Annotated in this window: 17 protein-coding genes and 1 riboswitch; of the genes, 5 read left to right on the top strand and 12 right to left on the bottom strand. The window is 64.3% G+C overall.

What is annotated here, in order from left to right; genetic code table 11:
• Positions 1 to 24: 24 nt before the first annotated feature.
• The 4 genes from AXW84_RS17455 to AXW84_RS17440 all read right to left on the bottom strand — a co-directional run bounded on the left by AXW84_RS17455 (position 25) and on the right by AXW84_RS17440 (position 4806).
• On the bottom strand, positions 25 to 1053 hold the full coding sequence (locus AXW84_RS17455; protein WP_068236175.1) for a DUF1259 domain-containing protein: 1029 nt from the start codon (positions 1051 to 1053) through the stop codon (positions 25 to 27).
• Between the two features lie 91 nt (positions 1054 to 1144).
• Entirely contained in the window at positions 1145 to 2461 is a 1317-nt protein-coding gene (locus AXW84_RS17450; protein ID WP_335339473.1) for a chloride channel protein, read from the bottom strand.
• A gap of 49 nt (positions 2462 to 2510) precedes the next feature.
• Positions 2511 to 2583, bottom strand: a riboswitch (Fluoride riboswitch).
• 73 nt (positions 2584 to 2656) lie between these two features.
• On the bottom strand, positions 2657 to 4480 hold the full coding sequence (locus AXW84_RS17445) for an SWIM zinc finger family protein (RefSeq protein WP_068236172.1): 1824 nt from the start codon (positions 4478 to 4480) through the stop codon (positions 2657 to 2659).
• A 140-nt stretch (positions 4481 to 4620) separates the two neighbouring features.
• Complete coding sequence (locus AXW84_RS17440) at positions 4621 to 4806, bottom strand: hypothetical protein (protein WP_068236169.1); 186 nt, start codon at positions 4804 to 4806, stop codon at positions 4621 to 4623.
• Positions 4807 to 4941: 135 nt separating this feature from the next.
• Between AXW84_RS17440 and AXW84_RS17435 the strand changes: the two genes are divergently transcribed.
• From AXW84_RS17435 to AXW84_RS17420, 4 genes are all read left to right on the top strand, one after another.
• Positions 4942 to 5196 carry a hypothetical protein gene (locus tag AXW84_RS17435; protein ID WP_068236166.1) on the top strand — a complete coding sequence of 85 codons (255 nt, stop codon included), beginning with the start codon at positions 4942 to 4944 and terminating at the stop codon, positions 5194 to 5196.
• 51 nt (positions 5197 to 5247) lie between these two features.
• Positions 5248 to 5982 (top strand): hypothetical protein, encoded by a 735-nt coding sequence (locus AXW84_RS17430; protein WP_068236163.1) that lies wholly within the window; start codon positions 5248 to 5250, stop codon positions 5980 to 5982.
• A gap of 13 nt (positions 5983 to 5995) precedes the next feature.
• On the top strand, positions 5996 to 7171 hold the full coding sequence (locus AXW84_RS17425; RefSeq protein WP_068236161.1) for a hypothetical protein: 1176 nt from the start codon (positions 5996 to 5998) through the stop codon (positions 7169 to 7171).
• A 290-nt stretch (positions 7172 to 7461) separates the two neighbouring features.
• Positions 7462 to 8544 carry a DUF3089 domain-containing protein gene (locus AXW84_RS17420; protein WP_068236158.1) on the top strand — a complete coding sequence of 361 codons (1083 nt, stop codon included), beginning with the start codon at positions 7462 to 7464 and terminating at the stop codon, positions 8542 to 8544.
• A 343-nt stretch (positions 8545 to 8887) separates the two neighbouring features.
• Here the strand turns inward: AXW84_RS17420 and tsf are convergent, their stop codons facing one another.
• The 4 genes from tsf to rplM all read right to left on the bottom strand — a co-directional run bounded on the left by tsf (position 8888) and on the right by rplM (position 11554).
• The gene (gene tsf / locus AXW84_RS17415) at positions 8888 to 9724 is read right to left on the bottom strand and encodes a translation elongation factor Ts (protein ID WP_068236155.1); all 837 of its coding nucleotides are present in this window, start codon (positions 9722 to 9724) and stop codon (positions 8888 to 8890) included.
• Between the two features lie 101 nt (positions 9725 to 9825).
• Positions 9826 to 10593 carry a 30S ribosomal protein S2 gene (gene rpsB / locus AXW84_RS17410; protein ID WP_068236152.1) on the bottom strand — a complete coding sequence of 256 codons (768 nt, stop codon included), beginning with the start codon at positions 10591 to 10593 and terminating at the stop codon, positions 9826 to 9828.
• A 19-nt stretch (positions 10594 to 10612) separates the two neighbouring features.
• Positions 10613 to 10999, bottom strand: coding sequence for a 30S ribosomal protein S9 (gene rpsI, locus AXW84_RS17405; RefSeq protein WP_068236149.1), 387 nt, complete (start codon positions 10997 to 10999; stop codon positions 10613 to 10615).
• Between the two features lie 102 nt (positions 11000 to 11101).
• Positions 11102 to 11554 (bottom strand): 50S ribosomal protein L13, encoded by a 453-nt coding sequence (rplM, locus tag AXW84_RS17400; protein ID WP_068236144.1) that lies wholly within the window; start codon positions 11552 to 11554, stop codon positions 11102 to 11104.
• A 175-nt stretch (positions 11555 to 11729) separates the two neighbouring features.
• Between rplM and AXW84_RS17395 the strand changes: the two genes are divergently transcribed.
• Entirely contained in the window at positions 11730 to 13196 is a 1467-nt protein-coding gene (locus AXW84_RS17395) for a hypothetical protein (protein WP_068236142.1), read from the top strand.
• 27 nt (positions 13197 to 13223) lie between these two features.
• Here AXW84_RS17395 and AXW84_RS17390 read toward each other — a convergent pair whose 3' ends face one another.
• From AXW84_RS17390 to AXW84_RS17375, 4 genes are all read right to left on the bottom strand, one after another.
• Positions 13224 to 13937, bottom strand: a complete 714-nt coding sequence (locus AXW84_RS17390) for an RluA family pseudouridine synthase (RefSeq protein WP_068236140.1) — start codon at positions 13935 to 13937, stop codon at positions 13224 to 13226.
• A 38-nt stretch (positions 13938 to 13975) separates the two neighbouring features.
• Positions 13976 to 15043, bottom strand: a complete 1068-nt coding sequence (locus AXW84_RS17385; RefSeq protein ID WP_068236136.1) for a sensor histidine kinase — start codon at positions 15041 to 15043, stop codon at positions 13976 to 13978.
• Between the two features lie 108 nt (positions 15044 to 15151).
• On the bottom strand, positions 15152 to 15847 hold the full coding sequence (locus AXW84_RS17380; protein WP_068236133.1) for a response regulator transcription factor: 696 nt from the start codon (positions 15845 to 15847) through the stop codon (positions 15152 to 15154).
• A 100-nt stretch (positions 15848 to 15947) separates the two neighbouring features.
• Positions 15948 to 16760: a DUF3108 domain-containing protein gene (locus AXW84_RS17375; protein ID WP_068236130.1), complete on the bottom strand. Its 813-nt coding sequence runs from the start codon at positions 16758 to 16760 to the stop codon at positions 15948 to 15950.
• Between the last annotated feature and the right edge of the window lie 156 nt (positions 16761 to 16916).

Raw genomic sequence — 16916 nt, 5'->3', positions numbered from 1 at the left:
CCGGCCCATTTGGCGGGCGGCGCCTCAGTGCTTCATGCCGCCCGCTTTGCCCCGGCCCAGCTGGTCCAAGGCGGCGCGGAAGCCGGCGGCCAGGGCCGGCGCTGGGCCCCGGCCGTAGTAGTGCAGGAACATCATGCGCGGCGCGTCGCCCAGCATGTGGTTGTGCACGGCCACCACCTCCAGGTTGTGGGCCCGCAGGGCTCGGATGACGGGGTTAACCTCGGTTTCCAGCATGGCAATGTCGCCGGCGATGTGGGCTTCGGCCTGCTTGCCGGCAAACGCCGCCCAGGAGTTCAGGCCGATGGCGGCGGTCATTTCCGTGCCCATCATCAGGGACTGCACGTCGGCGCGGCCCACGGTGTATTTGTAAGTGGGGCCGTTGACGACGCCTTGGGAGTGCACCACAGCGTCGAGGGCCGCCAGGTCGAACAGCTCTTTGCCGGTGGGCGGGCCGGCGGCCGGGGTGGCGTTGTTGCCCGGTGGCACGGCGGCGGGGACCCCCGCCGCCGGGGGCTGGTTGGCCGGCAGCAGCTTGGAATCTTTCAGCGCGGCGGCAAATTTTTTCGCCAGCTCGGCCGGGCTGCCCATGCCCGTAATGTGCATGTAGAAGATGCGGGGCTCTTCGTAGAAAAAATGGTTGTGGATGGCCCCGATTTCCAGCCCGTTGGCCTGGGCCGCCGAAATTAGCGGGTTCACCTCCGCTTGCAGTAGCACCGTGTCGCTCATCAGCATGGCGGATTTCCCGTCGAGCGTGCGCTTGATGGCCACCCAGCCGCCGAAGCCGAAGGCAATGGGCACCGACTCGCCCTTGACGGTCACCTTCAAATCGTTGCGGGGCAGGGAAGTGGTGTGCGTGGCCTGCGCTTCTACGTAAGTGCCTTTTTTGCCCATTGCCGCCTCGATGGCGGCAATGTCGGCGGCGTTCAGCGGCGGGGTTTTGCCCGGGGCCGCGGGCACGGCGGCCAGCGCCGCGCCGGGGCCCAACAGCAGCGGGGGCGTTGCCAGGGCCGCGGCCTTGAGCCAATCGCGGCGGGAAAAGCGGGAAGAAGGCATGGGGCGGGTGGGGCGAACGAAAAGCAGCCGACGCCGGCAACGGATAAAAGTAACTATTGGGGGCAGCAGCGCGCAAGGCGGCGCGGTGCGGCTACGGCCCGGGGGGCGCCGCGCCCAGGGCCCCCAGCCGCCGGCCCTGCTGCCGGCCCAGTAGCGGGTGCTTGGCCTGCCCGATTACCTGCGAGGCGTAGATGCCCTGGTGGCCCGAAAATAGGTAGGCCACCACGCAGCTCAGCCCCAGGTACACGCCGGCGCGGGCCCCGAACAGCTCCAGGCCCATCAGCAGGCAGGCCAGGGGCGTGTTGGCCGCGCCCGCAAACACGCCCACGAAGCCCATGCCCGCCAGCAGCGCCACCGGCAGCGGCAGCACCCCGGCCAGCGCCGAGCCCAGCGCCGCCCCGATGAAAAACAGCGGCGTCACCTCCCCACCCTTGAAGCCCGCGCCCAGCGTGAGGGCCGTCAGGGCCAGCTTGAGGGCGAAGTCCTGGGGCCCCAGCGGGTGCTGAAATGCCTCCACAATCACGGGTACGCCGAGGCCGGCGTAGCGCATGGTGCCCAGGGCCCACATGGTGGCCGCTACCAGCACGCCGCCTACCACTGGCCGCAGCGGCGGGTATTTTATGCGGCTGAAAACCCGGGAAATGCTGTGCGTGAGGGTGGCAAAAAACCGCGCCGCCAGCCCAAACAGGGCCCCCGCTACCAGCGTGCTGCCCAGCCCCGCGGCCGTGAGCGGCAGCGCCGCCAGCGCAGGGTACGGCGTGTGGCCCACGCCCCAGGCGCGCGTCACCGCGTCGGCCACCACGGCGGCCAGGAAGCTCGGCAAAATGGCCTCGTAGCGCACCGCGCCCAGCAAAAACACTTCCAGCCCGAACACGGCCCCCGCCAGCGGCGTACCGAACACTGCGGCAAACCCCGCGCTCATGCCCGCAATGAGCAGCAGCCGGCGCTCGCGCCGCGGCAGCCAGCGCGCCAGCTGGTCGGCCAGGGCCGCGCCCATTTGCACGGCCGTGCCCTCGCGCCCCGCCGAGCCGCCAAACAGGTGCGTCACGAGCGTGCCGCCCAGCACCAGCGGCACCAGCCGCAGCGGAATCGTGTTGCCGGGCGTGTGGATTTCGTCCAAAATCAAGTTGTTGCCTTTCACTACCCGGTTGCCGAAGTAGTGGTAAGCCAAGCCCACCAACAGGCCGCCCGCTGGCAGCAGCGCCAGGGCCCCGGGGTGGGCCTCGCGCCAGCGCGTCACCCATTCCAGCGAAACCAAGAAGCCGGCCGACGCCGTGCCCGCCAAGGCCCCCACCAGCGCCGCCAGCAGCGCCCAACGCAGCAAAAAAACCGCCGTGGCAGTGGTGGACGAAGCCCGCAGCCGGGCTGGCAGCCAGCGGGGAACAAGGGAAACGGTACGGTGAGCCACGGCGCGAAGTAACAAGATGATTCAGCCGGCGCGGCCCTTGCGGCCGGTCAGTTCAGTAGGAATCATCAGCGCGGCGCACAAGCACCGGCGGTTCGCGGTGGAAATCCATCACCGTTGGGTGGGCGGCTATACGGCGGCCAGCGGCCCGGGTTTGGGCCCCGGGGCCCCAACCCGGGCCGCTGGCCTGGGCACGGGCTACTGTTTGGGCCGCCGCCCCCGCGCCTTGGACCCAGTGGCAGTTGCCGGCTCGTTGGGCAAAAAGCCTTCGGCCCGCAGCACGTCGCGCAGGCCGTGCAGGGTGGGGAACTCCTCGCGCAGCTCCTGGGCCAGGCGCAAAATGGGTTCGGCGAGGCGGGGGGCGGTGCCGCGCAGGCTCACCAGCCACCGGCCGATCCGCTCGTAGAGGAAGGCCCCGCGCTTGGCGTTGGCCCGGCCGTGGAGGTAGGCGCGGGTGCGGATCTCCAGCTCCAGCATGAGGGGGAGGGGGTCGGTGTCGGCCAGGGCCATCATGGCAATTTCGGTGTGGTAGGGCGGGCTGACGGCCAGCCACTCCAGCCCGAGTACAAACTCGCGCAGCGCGGCCACGTCGCCGGTCTGGGCCAGCAACTGGGCGGCAAAGGCTACGCTGCCGCGCCGGTCCTGGGCCGCCGCCACGGCGGCCTGCACGAAGGCGGCGGCTTCGGCGGCGCTCAGCAGGGGGCGCAGCAGGGCGTAGTCGGGTAGGCTGTGGTTGGCCTGGGCGCGGTGGCGCAGGGCGTCGCGGTAGAGGGCGGGGGCCGTGGCGGAGCTGAAGGTGCGCAGCACGTAGTCGCCAAACTGGTCGGGCCAGGTGGCGAAGGCCGTGGCCGCGGTGCGCAGCAGGGCGGGGCGGTTGGCCTGGCTGGTGTAAAAATGGAGCAGCTGCTGGGCCACGGCGGCATCGGTGAGCAGCAGGGTTTCGGCGGTTTCGGCCCAGGCCACGTCGTCGGCCAGTGTCTGGGCGAGGCGTAGGCGCAGGGGCCCCTCGGCGGCGGGCCCCAGGGCGGCCTGGGCCAGCAGCGGCGGCAGCAGGGGGGCGGCCGCGGCATCGGCGGCCAGGGCCAGCAACAGCGGCTGCCAACTGGCTTCGAAGCCGGGCCAGCGGGCGGGCGGGTCGGCCAAATGTGCACCCAGCCAGGCGATGCCGGCGGCTAGCTCGGCGGGCGGCAGCACGGCGGCCAGCAGCGCAGCGGGCCAGCCGGCGGCGGCCAGCACGGCGTGCCACTGGTGCAGCACGTCTTCCCCATAGTCGCCAAACAGCCCAAAATCGTCGCTGGCCGGCTCTTCTAGCTGATAGAGGGCCTCGCAAGCCGTGGCCCAGTAGCGCAGGGCCGGCACAAACTGGCCGCCCCGCGCTAGGTGCAGCAGCTCGGCCGCGAAGGGGGCCAGGGTGTCGCGCAGCAGCTCGTCGGCGGCTTCCTGCAAGCCGTCGCCCTCGTCGTCCTCGTAAAAAGACTCGCTGTTTTCCCAGAAATCCTCGTCAAAATCTAGTACGCCCAGCGTGTCGGTGAGGCGGGCGGGCAGGTTGGCCAGCGGGTCGGCGGGCGCCGCAGCCGGTTGGCCAAAGCCCAGAAACTGCCGGGCCAGGTCATCGTTTTTGGCCAGCGCCTGCTTGAGAAAGCGCAGCTTGTCGCCCTTGCGGCGGTCGGCCCAGGCGGCCTTAATGGCCGTAGCCAGGGCTCGGTCGGCCACGGGCGGGGCAGCGGCTGAGGCCGGATTGGGAATGTCCAATTCCGCGCCGTAGGCGTCGAGTACCGCCAGGCCCAGCGCCACCTTGTGCTTGCAGATGCCGTCGAACGCATAAGGGCAATTGCAGCTGAACTCGGGCCCGGCGGGGCCCCGGTGCAGGGCCACGCGGTAGGGGCGGCTGCCGCGCACGGTGGCGGCAAAGCCCGCGCCCTCGCGGCGCAGCTTTTCCACCTGGCCTTCGTCGTAGTAGTCTTCGCCGCGCCGGTAGCTGTTGTCGTTGGCGAGGCGGCGCAGGGTCTGGCGAGTGAACATAGGCGGCAGGGCAGGATGAAGCGGCAAAATAATACCTTGCCGCGCAAACCTTTGGAGCCCGGGGCCCCTCTACCACCAGGCTGCCGCGCAGCATTGGCATACCGCAGGTGAACGCAAAGCAGCCCCCCTCCCCCGGCCGACTAGCTGGCTTTTTTGCGGCCCGCGCCGCCGGGCTTTTTGCCGCCGCCGTCCTGCTTGTTCACGGTGGCCCAGGCGCGGGCTTCGGCCTCGTCGGCGGGTACGCCTTTCTTCTCATAGCCGTCTTCGATGTGCGCGGCCTGGCGTTTTTGCTTGTCGGTGTACTTCGACTTATCTCCCTGGGGCATGGCGGTAACGGGTTGAGGGTGAATGTATGGCTAGGCGCCGGCCAGCCGGCGCCCGCGAGTTTTCTACGCAGGGGCCCCGGCGGGGTTGGGGCCCCACTGGTTACCTTCGGGGCCCTATTGCTTTGTTTTTAAGCCATGCGCCACGTCGCCGACATCCCACACCCCGCCGTTAAAATTACGCTCCTGGCCTGGAACAGCAAATTCCTGCTCAAGCTGGAGCAGGGCAACCTGGAGCAGACCTACAAAGTGGCCGAGTTGGACCTGCTCACCGGCACCGACGCCGAGGCCCGCGAACTGCTCGACGATGAGTTTCTGGCCGCCGCCATCGGCCGTTTCCAGGCCATGCGCGCCGATTTGCAAGCCGCCTTCGAGCGCCACGAGCTGCGCTAGGGGAATCCCAATTTACTTTATTGCCCTCTTCTTTCCCAAAGCCTTCTGCTTATGTTTCAGCGCTATTGCTTGCTCTTGAGCTGCCTGGCCGTGTTGCTGGCCACGGCCCCGGCCGGGGCCCAAACCTACGACGTGCGCGCCAGTACCGTCAACTACGACCGCCGCGAGCGGGCCGCCCTCAAGGTGCAGGTGGAGAGCAGCGCCAGCTGGCTGCGCGATTATTTTCAGACTTGGATGAAGGACAACTACGCCATCAAGTTCAAGGGTGGCGGCGTGCTTGGCGTTGGCGGCAGCAAAACCGACCCGCTCAAAGCCAAGCAAACGCCCGCCTCCACCATCTCGGGCAAGCTCGTCGACCTCTACGCCACCACCGTGGCGCCCTCCGACTCGGTGGCCGAGCTGGCCGTGTTCGGCGGCTTCGACAACAGCTCGTTCTTCGACCCCGACCGCACGCCGACCGAGTTCAACGCCCTGCGCACCATCACCCAGAGCTTCGCCAACGCCGCCCGCCTCAAAGTGTACCATGAGCGGGTAGCCGAGGCCGAAGACCTGGTAAAGAAGGCAGATAAGGAGAAGGACCGCCTCGAAAAAAGCACCAATTCGGCCCGTTCAAACACGTCGAATAACTTGTCCAAAATTGAATCGCTCATCAAGCAAAACGCGGCCAACCGCCTGCAGATCAGCCAGGACTCGTCGGCGCTGTTACTAAATGTGCAGGCGCGCGAGGCAGCATCCAAGCGTTTGCAGCAGCGCCAAGCCCGCCTCTCGGGCCTCGAACGCAAATAGTCTTTTCTCTCCAGTGGATCCTTCGCTCGAAACTGCCCTTGCCGCGCTGCGCCAGGTGCGCAACGACCGCCAGAACGGCCTGATTACCGACCGCGACTACGACCGCCGCATCGCCACCCTGCTGCAAGGCAAGAACGCGCCCGCCCTGCTGGCCCTGCTGCAAGCCGAAGCCGGGACCTCCGTGGTGCCCGGCCCCCCAGCCGCACCAGCTGCGCCCGCCCTGCCGGTGCCCATGCCCACAGTGGGGCCTGGCCGCGCCGCGCCGCCCACTGTGCCTACGCCGGATTTCCTGGGAAACCAAAAATCAACCGTGCCGCCCGCTACGCCGGTGCCGGATTTTATGGGATCGAAAAGGCCTGTGCCGCCCGCTGCCCCGCCGGTTGCCGCCCCGCCGCCCACCGCAGTGGAGGACGAAGGCGCCGCTGAACTGGGGGCCCCACCGGCCGGCTCGTCCACGCTGAATTACGTGCTCATTGGCGGCGGCGTGCTGCTACTGCTGCTGTTGGTGGCATACCTGATGAGCGGCCCCCGCTCCTCCGAGCACCTGACCAGCGGCAGCCGCACCGCCGCCGACAGCGCCGCTGCTGCTCCCGAAGTAGGGCCCCAGGCCCCGCAGTTGGAGCGCCCGCCCGTGGCCGCGCCCGAAACCGTGCGCGTATTTCCCCAGGTGGCCCCTATAGCGCCGGCCCTGGATAGCACCGCAGCCACCCCCGCCGCGGTGCCCCGCGCCGCCGCCGCCGATAGCACCGCCACCCCCAGCGCCGCTGACGGGGCTCCCGCCGCCACGGCCGCCGCTACCGAACAGGCGGTGCGCGGGGCCCTGGCCAGCTACTATGCCGACCTGCAAGCCGCGCCCTTTGACGCCGGGGCCCACTTCGCGCCTACCGTCGAACGGTTTTTGCTGCTGCGCGGTACCACCCCCACCGCCATTGCCGAGAACTTGGCCACCAACCACTTCCCCGAATTTCAGGATTACCAGGCCAGCATTGCGCCGGGCTCGCTGCGCGTGAGCGCGCCAGTGGCCGACGGTACGCGCACCGCTACCTATGTCGAGGTGGCGCGTTCGTTCCGGCCCACGCTTCAGCAGCACCAGCAAACGCGCACCCAAGTGCGGGTCCGCTTCACGCCTGACTACAAAATCGACTACCTGCGCCAGGAAAAAATCATCGAAAACACGCTGACGCCGTAGCAGGGCCCCAAGCGCGGAACGGCCCGGGCAGCCCGGGCCGTTCCGCGCGCCGCTACCCGCCAGCAGCCGGAACCCTAATGCTTGCCGCCCATCCGAACAGGAGACTGTCATTCCTACGCAGGAGGAATCTGAGTGATCCGGTCAAAGTCAGTCCTCAGATTCCTCCTGCGTCGGAATGATAAAGTCTTCCGTTCGGATGGCCTTTTAGCTCCAGTTGCGCAACCGCCGCGCCGCGCCAGAAACATTGCAGCGCGCCGCAGTTGTTTCGCAAGCTAATTAGCCACACTTCCATGCGTTTGCCTTTTTACGTTTTGCCAAGCCATTGGGCCCCGCGCTTAGCCCAGTGGTGGCCCGTGGCCCTGCTGGCCTGCACCAGCTGTATCAGCCTGTTAAAGCCCGCCCACGGGTTCACGGCCACGACTCCCGCGCCAGCCCCCGACTACGCCCAGGAAAGCAGCTGGGCCGCCCTGCCCACCCGCCGCGACTCAGCCGATGCCTTGCCCCGCGCCGCCGGCCTGCGCGACGGCCAGGCCACGGCCGCCGCCGATGTGTTCTTCATCCACCCCACCTCCTACTACTGGCGGGGCAGCTGGAACGCCGACGTGGGCAACGCCCGCCTCAACCGCTACACCGACCGCACCACCATCTTCAACCAAGCCAGCGTGTTCAACGCGGCGGGCCGCGTCTACGCCCCACGCTACCGGCAGGCCACGCTGTACTCGTTTTTCGATAAGCAGGGCCCCGACGGCCAAAAGGCGCTCGACCTGGCCTACGCCGACGTGAAGGCGGCCTTCCAATACTACCTCGCCCACTACAACCAGGGCCGGCCCATCATCATCGCCGGCCACAGCCAGGGCGCCACCCACGCCACGCGCCTGCTCCACGATTTTTTCGACAACGACCCCGCGCTGCGCAAGCGCCTCGCCGCTGCCTACCTCATCGGCTGTCAAGCGAAAACCAACGAATACCAAACCATCCGTCCCTGCCCCGATTCGCTGGCCACCGGCTGCTTCGTGGCCTGGAATACCTCCGAGCGCGGCTTCGATTACCCGCCCTACCACGGCCTAGTTGCCACCAATCCTCTCACCTGGACGCTCGACACCCTCAGGGCCCCCGCCGCCCTCAACCGCGGCGGCGTCGGCCCCCACATGAAGCGCATCGATGCCCACGTCACCGACGCCCAATCCCACCGCGGCCTGCTCTGGATTACCGCACCCAAGGTCCGCGGCTACCCCCGCTTTTTCCTCCCCGGCTACCCCGAGCTGCGCCACTCCTTCCACGCCGCCGACTACGGCCTGTTCTACCTGAACATTCGGGAGAACGCGGCGGCCCGGGTGCGGGCGTGGGAGAGAACCTACAAGACCGCTAAATGATCAGTAGTATATAAATACCAACTAGAAACGGTGGCAATGCGCCTAAAAGTAAAGCATTAGATAAGTAAAACTGTTTCTTTAGCCTAAGAGTCATGTAGACCATTATATTTATTAAAAGAGCAATAAAAAATAATTCTGGAATCCGGATCCTACTATGATGTTCAAATAATGCATATAATAGGAGGTAAGAGTTAACGAATAAAGAGATAAGTACAAGCGCTAGAAGGATAATGTATCTATACCAAGGCCAATTGGATGAGTTGTACATAGCGTGAACGAAGGAATACGAAAAAAGCCCGCTGGCACAATGCCAGCGGGCTTTCAATTTAGCTAAAAGCGACAATTAAGCGCCGATAGCTACGCGCTTGAAGTCCGAAACCGTCATGCCTTTCGACGTGCCGTCGAGCAGCTGGGCGATGGTTTTCGAATTGTCCTTCACGAATTCCTGGTTCAGGAGCGTATTGTCTTTGTAGAACTTGTTGAGCTTGCCCTGGGCGATTTTCTCCAGCATAGCCTCGGGCTTGCCTTCGGCACGCGCCTGCTCCTTGCCGATTTCAATCTCGCGCTCCACCGTAGCTGAGTCCACGCCGTCTTTGTCCACGGCAACGGGCTTCATGGCCACAATTTGCATGGCCACGTCGCGGCCCACCTCGGCGGTGTCAGCGCTGCCCACGTTCTTCAGGCCCACGAGCACGCCCTTTTTGTTGTCGGAGTGGATGTACGAAGCCACTTTCTCGGCGTTCAGCGTGGCGTAGGTCACGTCCAACTTCTCGCCGATTTTGCCCATTAGGTCGGTAATGTGCTCCTGCACGCTCTGGCCGTCGGCCTCTTTCGCGGCCAGCAGGTCTTCCTTGGTGCCGGCGTTGGTGCGCACGGCCGTGTCCAGAATTTGCTGGGCCAGCTCGCGGAAGTTAGCCACTTTGGCCACCGATTCGGTTTCGCAGGCCAGGGCCACCAGCTTGCCGCTGGTGCCGTCGGCGCTCACGTTCACGAGCACCAGGCCTTCGGAGGTTTCGTTCTCGGCGCGCTTGTCAGCGATTTTCTGGCCCTGCTTGCGCAGGATGTCGCGGGCGGCTTCGAAGTCGCCGTCGGCTTCCACGAGGGCTTTTTTGCAATCCATCATGCCCGCACCGGTCATGGTGCGGAGCTTGTTTACGTCTGCGGCGGTAATTGCGGCCATTAGAGTAAGTGGGGGTTGGGTGTAGAATCAAAAAGAAGAAGGGAACCCCCGGAGCCAACTGCTTCGCGAAGGTTCCCTTCTTTCAAAGAGCGAAAAGGCGCTTATTCCTCGTCGGCAGCAGTTTTCTCGGCAATGGCGGCTTCGTCGGCCTCCTTGCGGTCGGCGTCCTCTTTGTCCACCTTGCGCTCCGACAGGCCTTCTTCAATCGCCTTGCCGATCACGCCCACGATGAGCTGGATCGACTTCGAGGCGTCGTCGTTGGCAGGAATCGGGAACTGCACCAGCTCGGGGTTCGAGTTGGTGTCGCACATAGCAAACACCGGAATGCCCAATTTCTGGGCTTCTTTCACGGCGATGTGCTCGCGCTTCACGTCCACCACGAACAGGGCGGCGGGCAGGCGGCCGAGGTCGGCGATGCCACCCAGCACGCGGTCGAGCTTGGCGCGCTCACGCGACATCATCAGCTTCTCACGCTTAGCAAGAGCGGCGTAAGCCGTGTTCTCTTTCACCATCTTGTCGATGGTCGACATTTTCTTCAGCGACTTGCGCACCGTGGCGAAGTTGGTGAGCATGCCACCCAGCCACCGGTCGGTGACGAAGGGCATCTTTAGGCGCTCGGCTTCGGTGGTCACAATCTCCTGGGCCTGCTTTTTGGTGGCCACAAACATGATTTTGCGGCCGCTTTTGGCGATGTTGCGGATGGCAGTGGAGGCATACTCCAACGAAACCAGCGTCTTGTTCAGGTCGATGATGTGGATGCCGTTCTTCTCCATGAAGATGTACGGCGCCATTTTGGGGTCCCACTTGCGGGTGAGGTGGCCAAAATGCGAGCCTGCTTCGAGCAGGTCTTTATAGGTTGTCTGAGCCATGATAAAGGTCCTCCTGGTTTTAGCGTTTCGAGAACTGGAACGAACGACGGGCTTTGCGCTTGCCGAACTTCTTGCGTTCCACCATCCGCGGGTCACGGGTCAGGAAACCTTCTTTCTTCAGTGCCGGACGAGTTTCCTCGTTGTCGCTCACCAAAGCTTTGGTGATGGCCAAGCGGATGGCTTCGGCCTGGGCCGAAATGCCGCCGCCTTTCACGTTCACCTTGATGTCGTACTGGCCGACTTGCTCGAGGAGGGTGAGGGGTTGGTTCACGACGTTTTCCAGCAACTCGTTGCTGAAATACGTTTTCATGTCCCGTTCGTTGATAGTGATATTCCCTTGCCCGGCCTGCATGTAAATGCGGGCCACCGAGGTTTTTCTTCTACCAGAGGTGTTGGTAATTGCCATTTAAGTTGAAAAAATGTGAAAATGTGCTGGATGTGAAAATGTGGAAAATGAAAACAGCGGATGATTCCCCACATTCTCACATCTCCGCATTTGCCACATCTACTAAAGGTTAGTAAGTTCGATAACGCGGGGCTGCTGGGCCTCGTGGGGATGCTCGGTGCCGGCGTACACGTACATGTTGCGGTACTGAGCGGCGCCTAGCTTATTGCCTTGCAGCATGCCTTTTACGGCGTGCTCAATCACGCGGCGCGAATCGCGGTTCATTTGCTCGCGCACGGTGCGGCGCTTCTGGCCGCCGGGGTAGCCCGAGTGGGTGATGTACACTTTCTCGGTCATCTTCTTGCCCGTCAGGCGCACCTGGTCCGCGTTGATGACGATTACGCTGTCGCCGCAGTCGGAGTTAGGGGTGAACGACGGCTTGTGCTTGCCGCGCAGGATGTTGGCAATCTGGCTGCACACGCGGCCCAGCGGGGCTACGCTGGCGTCGACGATAACCCAGCTTTTCTGGGCGTTGGCCTTGTTGACGTGGGTCGTCTTGAAGCTCAGGTGGTCCATGAGTCGGAAATATAGGTAGGCTAAACAATTGAAAATAAACCCGAAGCCGGTTGGGCTTCGGGAAAAACGGACACAAAGGTACCTTTTTCTGTTCGGATTACCAAGTAGTATTCAGGATTTTGTCTTGCTGGGGGTCCTACTTTTACGCACCTTCCCCCACTGCTGCCCCTATTCTATGGTCCCGCCTCGTACTGTACTTGACGATTTCGCCGATTCTGACCGGGTGGCCCGCGGGCTGCTATTAGTAGGACTACTGGTGTCGGTGGCGTTCGTGTTCATCTCGAAAAACCCCTACGATACCGGCGACAGCATTCAGCACTATTTATATGCCCGCTACGCCCCGCAGCATCCCCTCAACCTGCTGCACTCGTGGGCCAAGCCGCTCTTTACGCTGGTCATCATGGGGCCCTCGCAGCTGGGCTACCGGGCCCTCATGGTATTCCAGTGCGGGCTGGTGGCGGCGTCGGCCTGGCTGAGCTACCGCATTGCGCGGGGCCTGCACGTGCCCTACGCGGCGCTGGCCATCCTGTGCTGCTACGTGGCTCCTGACTACTTCCGCATCCAGTTTTCGGGCCTGACGGAGCCGCTGTTTGGCCTGGTGCTGGTGGGCGGGGTGGCGCTGGCCGTAGCCGGGCGCCCGGCGTGGTCGGTAGCGCTGGTTTCGTGGCTGCCTTTTGTGCGTTCGGAAGGGTTTATCCTGCTGGGGCTGTGGGTAGTGTACCTGGGGTGGCAGCGGCAGTGGCGGGCGTTGCCGCTGGTGTTTCTGGGATACGCCGTGTACAGCGCCGTGGGGGCCTTGGTGCTGCACGAGCCGGGCTGGGTGTTTGGGCGCAACGCCTACCCCACGGTGTCGGCCTATGGGCACGGCGGCTGGGGCCAGTTTGCAGTGGGGCTGGTTTCCTTGCTGGGCTGGGTACTGGGGGCCCTAGCAGCGCTGGGCGGTGGGCAGTTGCTCTGGCGCGCCGCGCGCCGCGCCACGTGGCAGAACCCGCTCTTTCGGGCCGAGCTGCTGCTCGTGTACGGCTGCGCGGCGGTGTTTGTAGCGGCCCACACCTTATTTTGGGTGTTCGGCCTGTTTGGATCGGCGGGGCTCGTGCGGGTGCTGGCATCGCTTATGCCCCTGCTGGCCATCATTGCCCTGCGCGGCCTGAGTGTGCTGTGCGCGCTGGGCCGCACGGCCGCCGCGCGGCAGCGTATTGCCCTGGGGGCAGCCGCGCTGGCGGTGGCGTTCCTTTTCACGGGGCTGCGTATGGAGTTGCGCTGGCAGCGCGACTTCGCCATTCCCGGCGATTTGGCGCTGGCCGAGCAGGCTGCTGCCTGGTACCGGCGGCAGCCCGGGGCCCCGGCGCGCCCCGTGGTGCTCGACCACCCAGCCATCGGCCGTGCCCTGGATGTGGACGTGTTCAACCCAATTGCTCGGCCCATCGCATCCGCCAATGGCCACACCGCGCTGGCCCAGCTGCCCGTGGGCACCCTAGTGTTCTGGGACGACTGGTTTAGCACCGTGGAGGGAAACCTACCGCTCGAAATGCTGGCCACCGACCCACACTTCCGGCAGCGCTGGGCCGGGGCCCAGCTGCGCCAAGCCGATAATCCCAGCCGGGGCACGGCGCGGCTAGTGGTATTCGAAAAAGTGCGCTAAACCGCTAGTCGCCAGGGCCCCGGGGCCCTAGCGGTTCTGAGCCAGCACGTCCACCAGCACCCGGAAGTCTTTAGGGTAAGGGGCTTCCACCGTAATTTCCTCGCCCCCGAGGCCCGCAAACTGCAGGCGCATGGCGTGCAGCGCAAAGCGCTTAATGAACGGCTGCTCGGTGTCGCCTTCCTTCAGGTTGAACTTCTTCTTGAGTGACGAGAGGAAAAAATCTTCGCCGCCGTACATCCCGTCGCCCACAATGGGGGCCTGGAGGTACTGCAAGTGCAGCCGAATCTGGTGCATGCGGCCGGTCACGGGCTCGGCCAGCACGAGGGCGTGGCGGGTGTAGGTATCGAGCGTAGTGAAGTAGGTTTCGGCCTCCTTGCCTTTGTAAGCGAGGCGAGCCTTGCCGCGGGTAGTAGTTTCGATGTGGCGGTCCACTAGCTGATGCTCCAGGCGTGGGGTGCCCCACACCACGGCGTGGTACTGCTTTTTCACCTCCCGGTTCTCAAACTGCATGGCCAGGTGGCGGTAGGCCTCGGGGTGCTTGGCAAAGGCCAGGGCCCCGCTAGTGTCGCGGTCGAGGCGGTGGGCGGCCTGAATGTCATCGTAGTGCTGGCGTGCCATGCGCAGCATGTTGGGGGCCCCACCCACCCGCTCGTCGAGCGTAGCCAGAAAGGGCGGCTTGTTAACGACGAGGTAGTCGTCGCTTTCAAATAGGATCAGGTCGGCGAAATTCGGGAGCTTCATAAAGGCCCCAAAGGTAACGCCGAGGGGGCCGCATCAGGCTAGGCCCCCCCCGGGGCCACCTTGGGCTTGGATAGCTTAAACTCCATGGTGGTGCCCTCGCCCGCGGCGCTTTTCACGCGGATGCTCGACTTATGGGCCTCCACGATGTGCTTGCTGATGGCTAGCCCCAGCCCCGAGCCACCCGACTCGCGCGAGCGGCTTTTGTCGATGCGGTAGAACCGCTCGAAGATGCGGACCTGGTGCTCGGGGGCAATGCCGGGGCCGTCGTCGCGCACCACAATGCGCACGCCGCGGTTGCTTTCCAGCAGCGATACGCGCACTTGGCCCTGGTCGCGGCCATACTTCACGGCGTTGTCAATCAGGTTGATGAGCACCTGGCGGATGCGGTTGCGGTCGGCCACGACGGCAAGGCCCGTGGTGGCGTACTTGGGCGGCAGCAGCTCGAGCGTGGTGCCGCGGCGGCGGGCTTTTTCCTCCACCAGCTCGAATATTTCGTGTACCAGGGCCACCAAGTCGAAGCGCTGGCGGCGCAGGCGCACCACGCCCTGCTCAAGCTGCGAAATCGTGACCAAGTCCTGGATCAGTGCGTCGAGCGTGTCGAGGCTGGTGGCGGCTTTGGTGAGGAACTTGTGCCGGGTGGCGGGGTCGATGTCGTCGGGGCCCTCGGCGTCGAGCACGGTGTGCACAAAGCCCTGGGCGGCAAAAAGCGGCGTTTTCAGCTCGTGCGACACGTCGGCCAGGAACTCGCGGCGCAGGGCTTGGAGGCGCTTCAGCTCGTCAATCTCCTGCTGCCGACGCTCGGCCATTTGCAGTATCTCGTCGCGCACCCGCTTCACTGGCTCGGGCCGAAACAAGAACTTGTTGCTCAGCTTCTTGAACTCCTTGCGCTTGATGTGCTCCAAGCCAGCGTAGATGCCGTTGATTTCCCGGAAAATCAGGGCCTCAAACGTCAAATACACCAGCAGGAAGCACGCCGCCACCGTAATGCCGCCCGCCAGAAACGCCTCGCGCTGCGGCAAGCCCGGCACCACCAGCGCGCACGCCGTGAGCACGCCCGCCACCAGCAACGCAATGAGGATGGCAACGGTGCGGGAAGAGAAATCCATGGATTTAATGCGCTGAATAGGACGAATGTGAAAATATGAAAAATGTCGGCCCCAGCCGTTTTAACGCATTTTCACAGCCCGCCACTTTCTCACATTTTCACATCAAATTTAGTCCGCATTGAAGCGGTAGCCCACGCCTTTAATGGTTTGAATGTGGTGGTCGCCCACCTTTTCGCGCACTTTGCGCACGTGCACGTCCACGGTGCGGGCCAGCACAAAAACGTCGTTGCCCCAGATGTTCTGGAGCAGTTCTTCGCGGTTGAACACCTTGTGGGGCGCGGCGGCCAGGAAGGCCAGCAGCTCAAATTCCTTCTTGGGTAGCGTGATTTTGCGGCCCTCCTGGTACACAGCGAAGCCGGTGCGGTCGATGCGCAAGCCGTTGATTTCGATGGCTTCCACGGCGGCGTGGGGGTCCTGGTCGCGGCGCTTGAGGGCGGCCAGGCGGCTGAGCAGGGCCCGGGGCTTGATGGGCTTGGCGATGAAGTCGTCGGCGCCAGCGTCGAAGGCGGCCACTTCGGAGAACTCCTCGGCGCGGGCCGTCAGGAACAGGATGTAGGTGTCCTTGAACTTGGGCTGCTCACGCAGCAGGCGGCAGGCGGCGATGCCGTCGAGGTGGGGCATCATCACGTCGAGCAGAATGATGTCGGGGCCGAACGCGGCGGCCACCTCCAGGGCCTGGCGTCCGTCGCCGGCTGAGGCGGTGAGGTAGCCTTCCTTCTTCAGGTTGAATTCCAACAATTCCACAATGTCCGGGTCGTCGTCGACCACCAGAACTTTGTAAACGGGCGGTTTCGCAGTGCTCATGGCGCGGGGGCTTAGGTGGAATGTTGCCACAAAATTACCGCCGCGTTGCGCCAAGGCAGTGTTACGTTTGTGTGACGTGGGTCCGGGGCCCCGCCGCCGGCTAGCGCACCATGTTCAGGCGGCTGCGCAGGCCGCGGTACTGGTACATATCCACCTTTACCGCGCCCACAAACAGCTCGGCCTGGAACAGCACCGGAATCTTGTTGCGGTCGTCGGAGAGGTACACCGAAATGGCATTTTCGCCCTTGAAAATCTTGTTGGCGGGCATTTTGGGCACCAGCTTGAACGCGCGCACCGTGCCGGCCTTGGTTTCCACGGCTTCGCGGCCCTTGTACACCACTTCGAGCAAGAAGTTGTCGCCGTCGAAGTAGGCCGGCATTCGCACCATATCGCCCGGGTGCATACGCTCCAGGTTGAGGGTGCGGAGGTAATAAAAGCCGCTCACCAGCTCCAGGCAGTTGTTGGCCACCTTCACCGAGGTGCGGGTGGGGTTTTCTTTGTTGTGGTCCTGCACGTCGGCCACGTCGCGGATTTGGTCAAAGTCCACCGTTTCCTTCTTGTGGTAGCCCTTCTCCGTAATATCGCGCTGGGCCCGCAGCGGCAAGATGCTGGTCGTGTCGATGTAGGCCCGCCATTGGTCGCGGATGCGCAAAAAGAAATCGAACGAGCCGATGGTGCGCCCGCTCACGGTGGCCTTATAGCAGGGGCGGTCGGCCACGCGCTCCAGGGCCCCGCTGGTTTCCACCGTGGCCTCAGCGGCATTAATAAGGCCGTAGTGCACCTTGTAGTTGATGACCTCGCCGCGCCCGAAGCTGGCCTGCGGCAGGTAGCGCACGGCCTCGCCGGGCCCCGTGGCCGATTGGGCAGCCAGGAGCAGCAAAGCAAACGGAGCAGCGTAAATCCAGCGGCGCATGTAACAAGCAGAAGGGGTAAATCTAAGGCGTAACCACCAGCCGGCGTTGGTCAAATGCAGTGCCAGGCCCCAAATAAAAACGCGAAAAGGCCCGCTGCGGATTGCAGCGGGCCTTTTACTTGGTTTAATGAAAGCTTTTCGGCTGAAAGTGAAAGC

Origin of the sequence: Hymenobacter sp. PAMC 26628, assembly GCF_001562275.1 — a bacterium.
Taxonomy (GTDB): Bacteria; Bacteroidota; Bacteroidia; order Cytophagales; family Hymenobacteraceae; genus Hymenobacter.
Note: the sequence above shows the minus strand (reverse complement) of the source record. Positions and strands in the feature narration are given on the sequence as shown.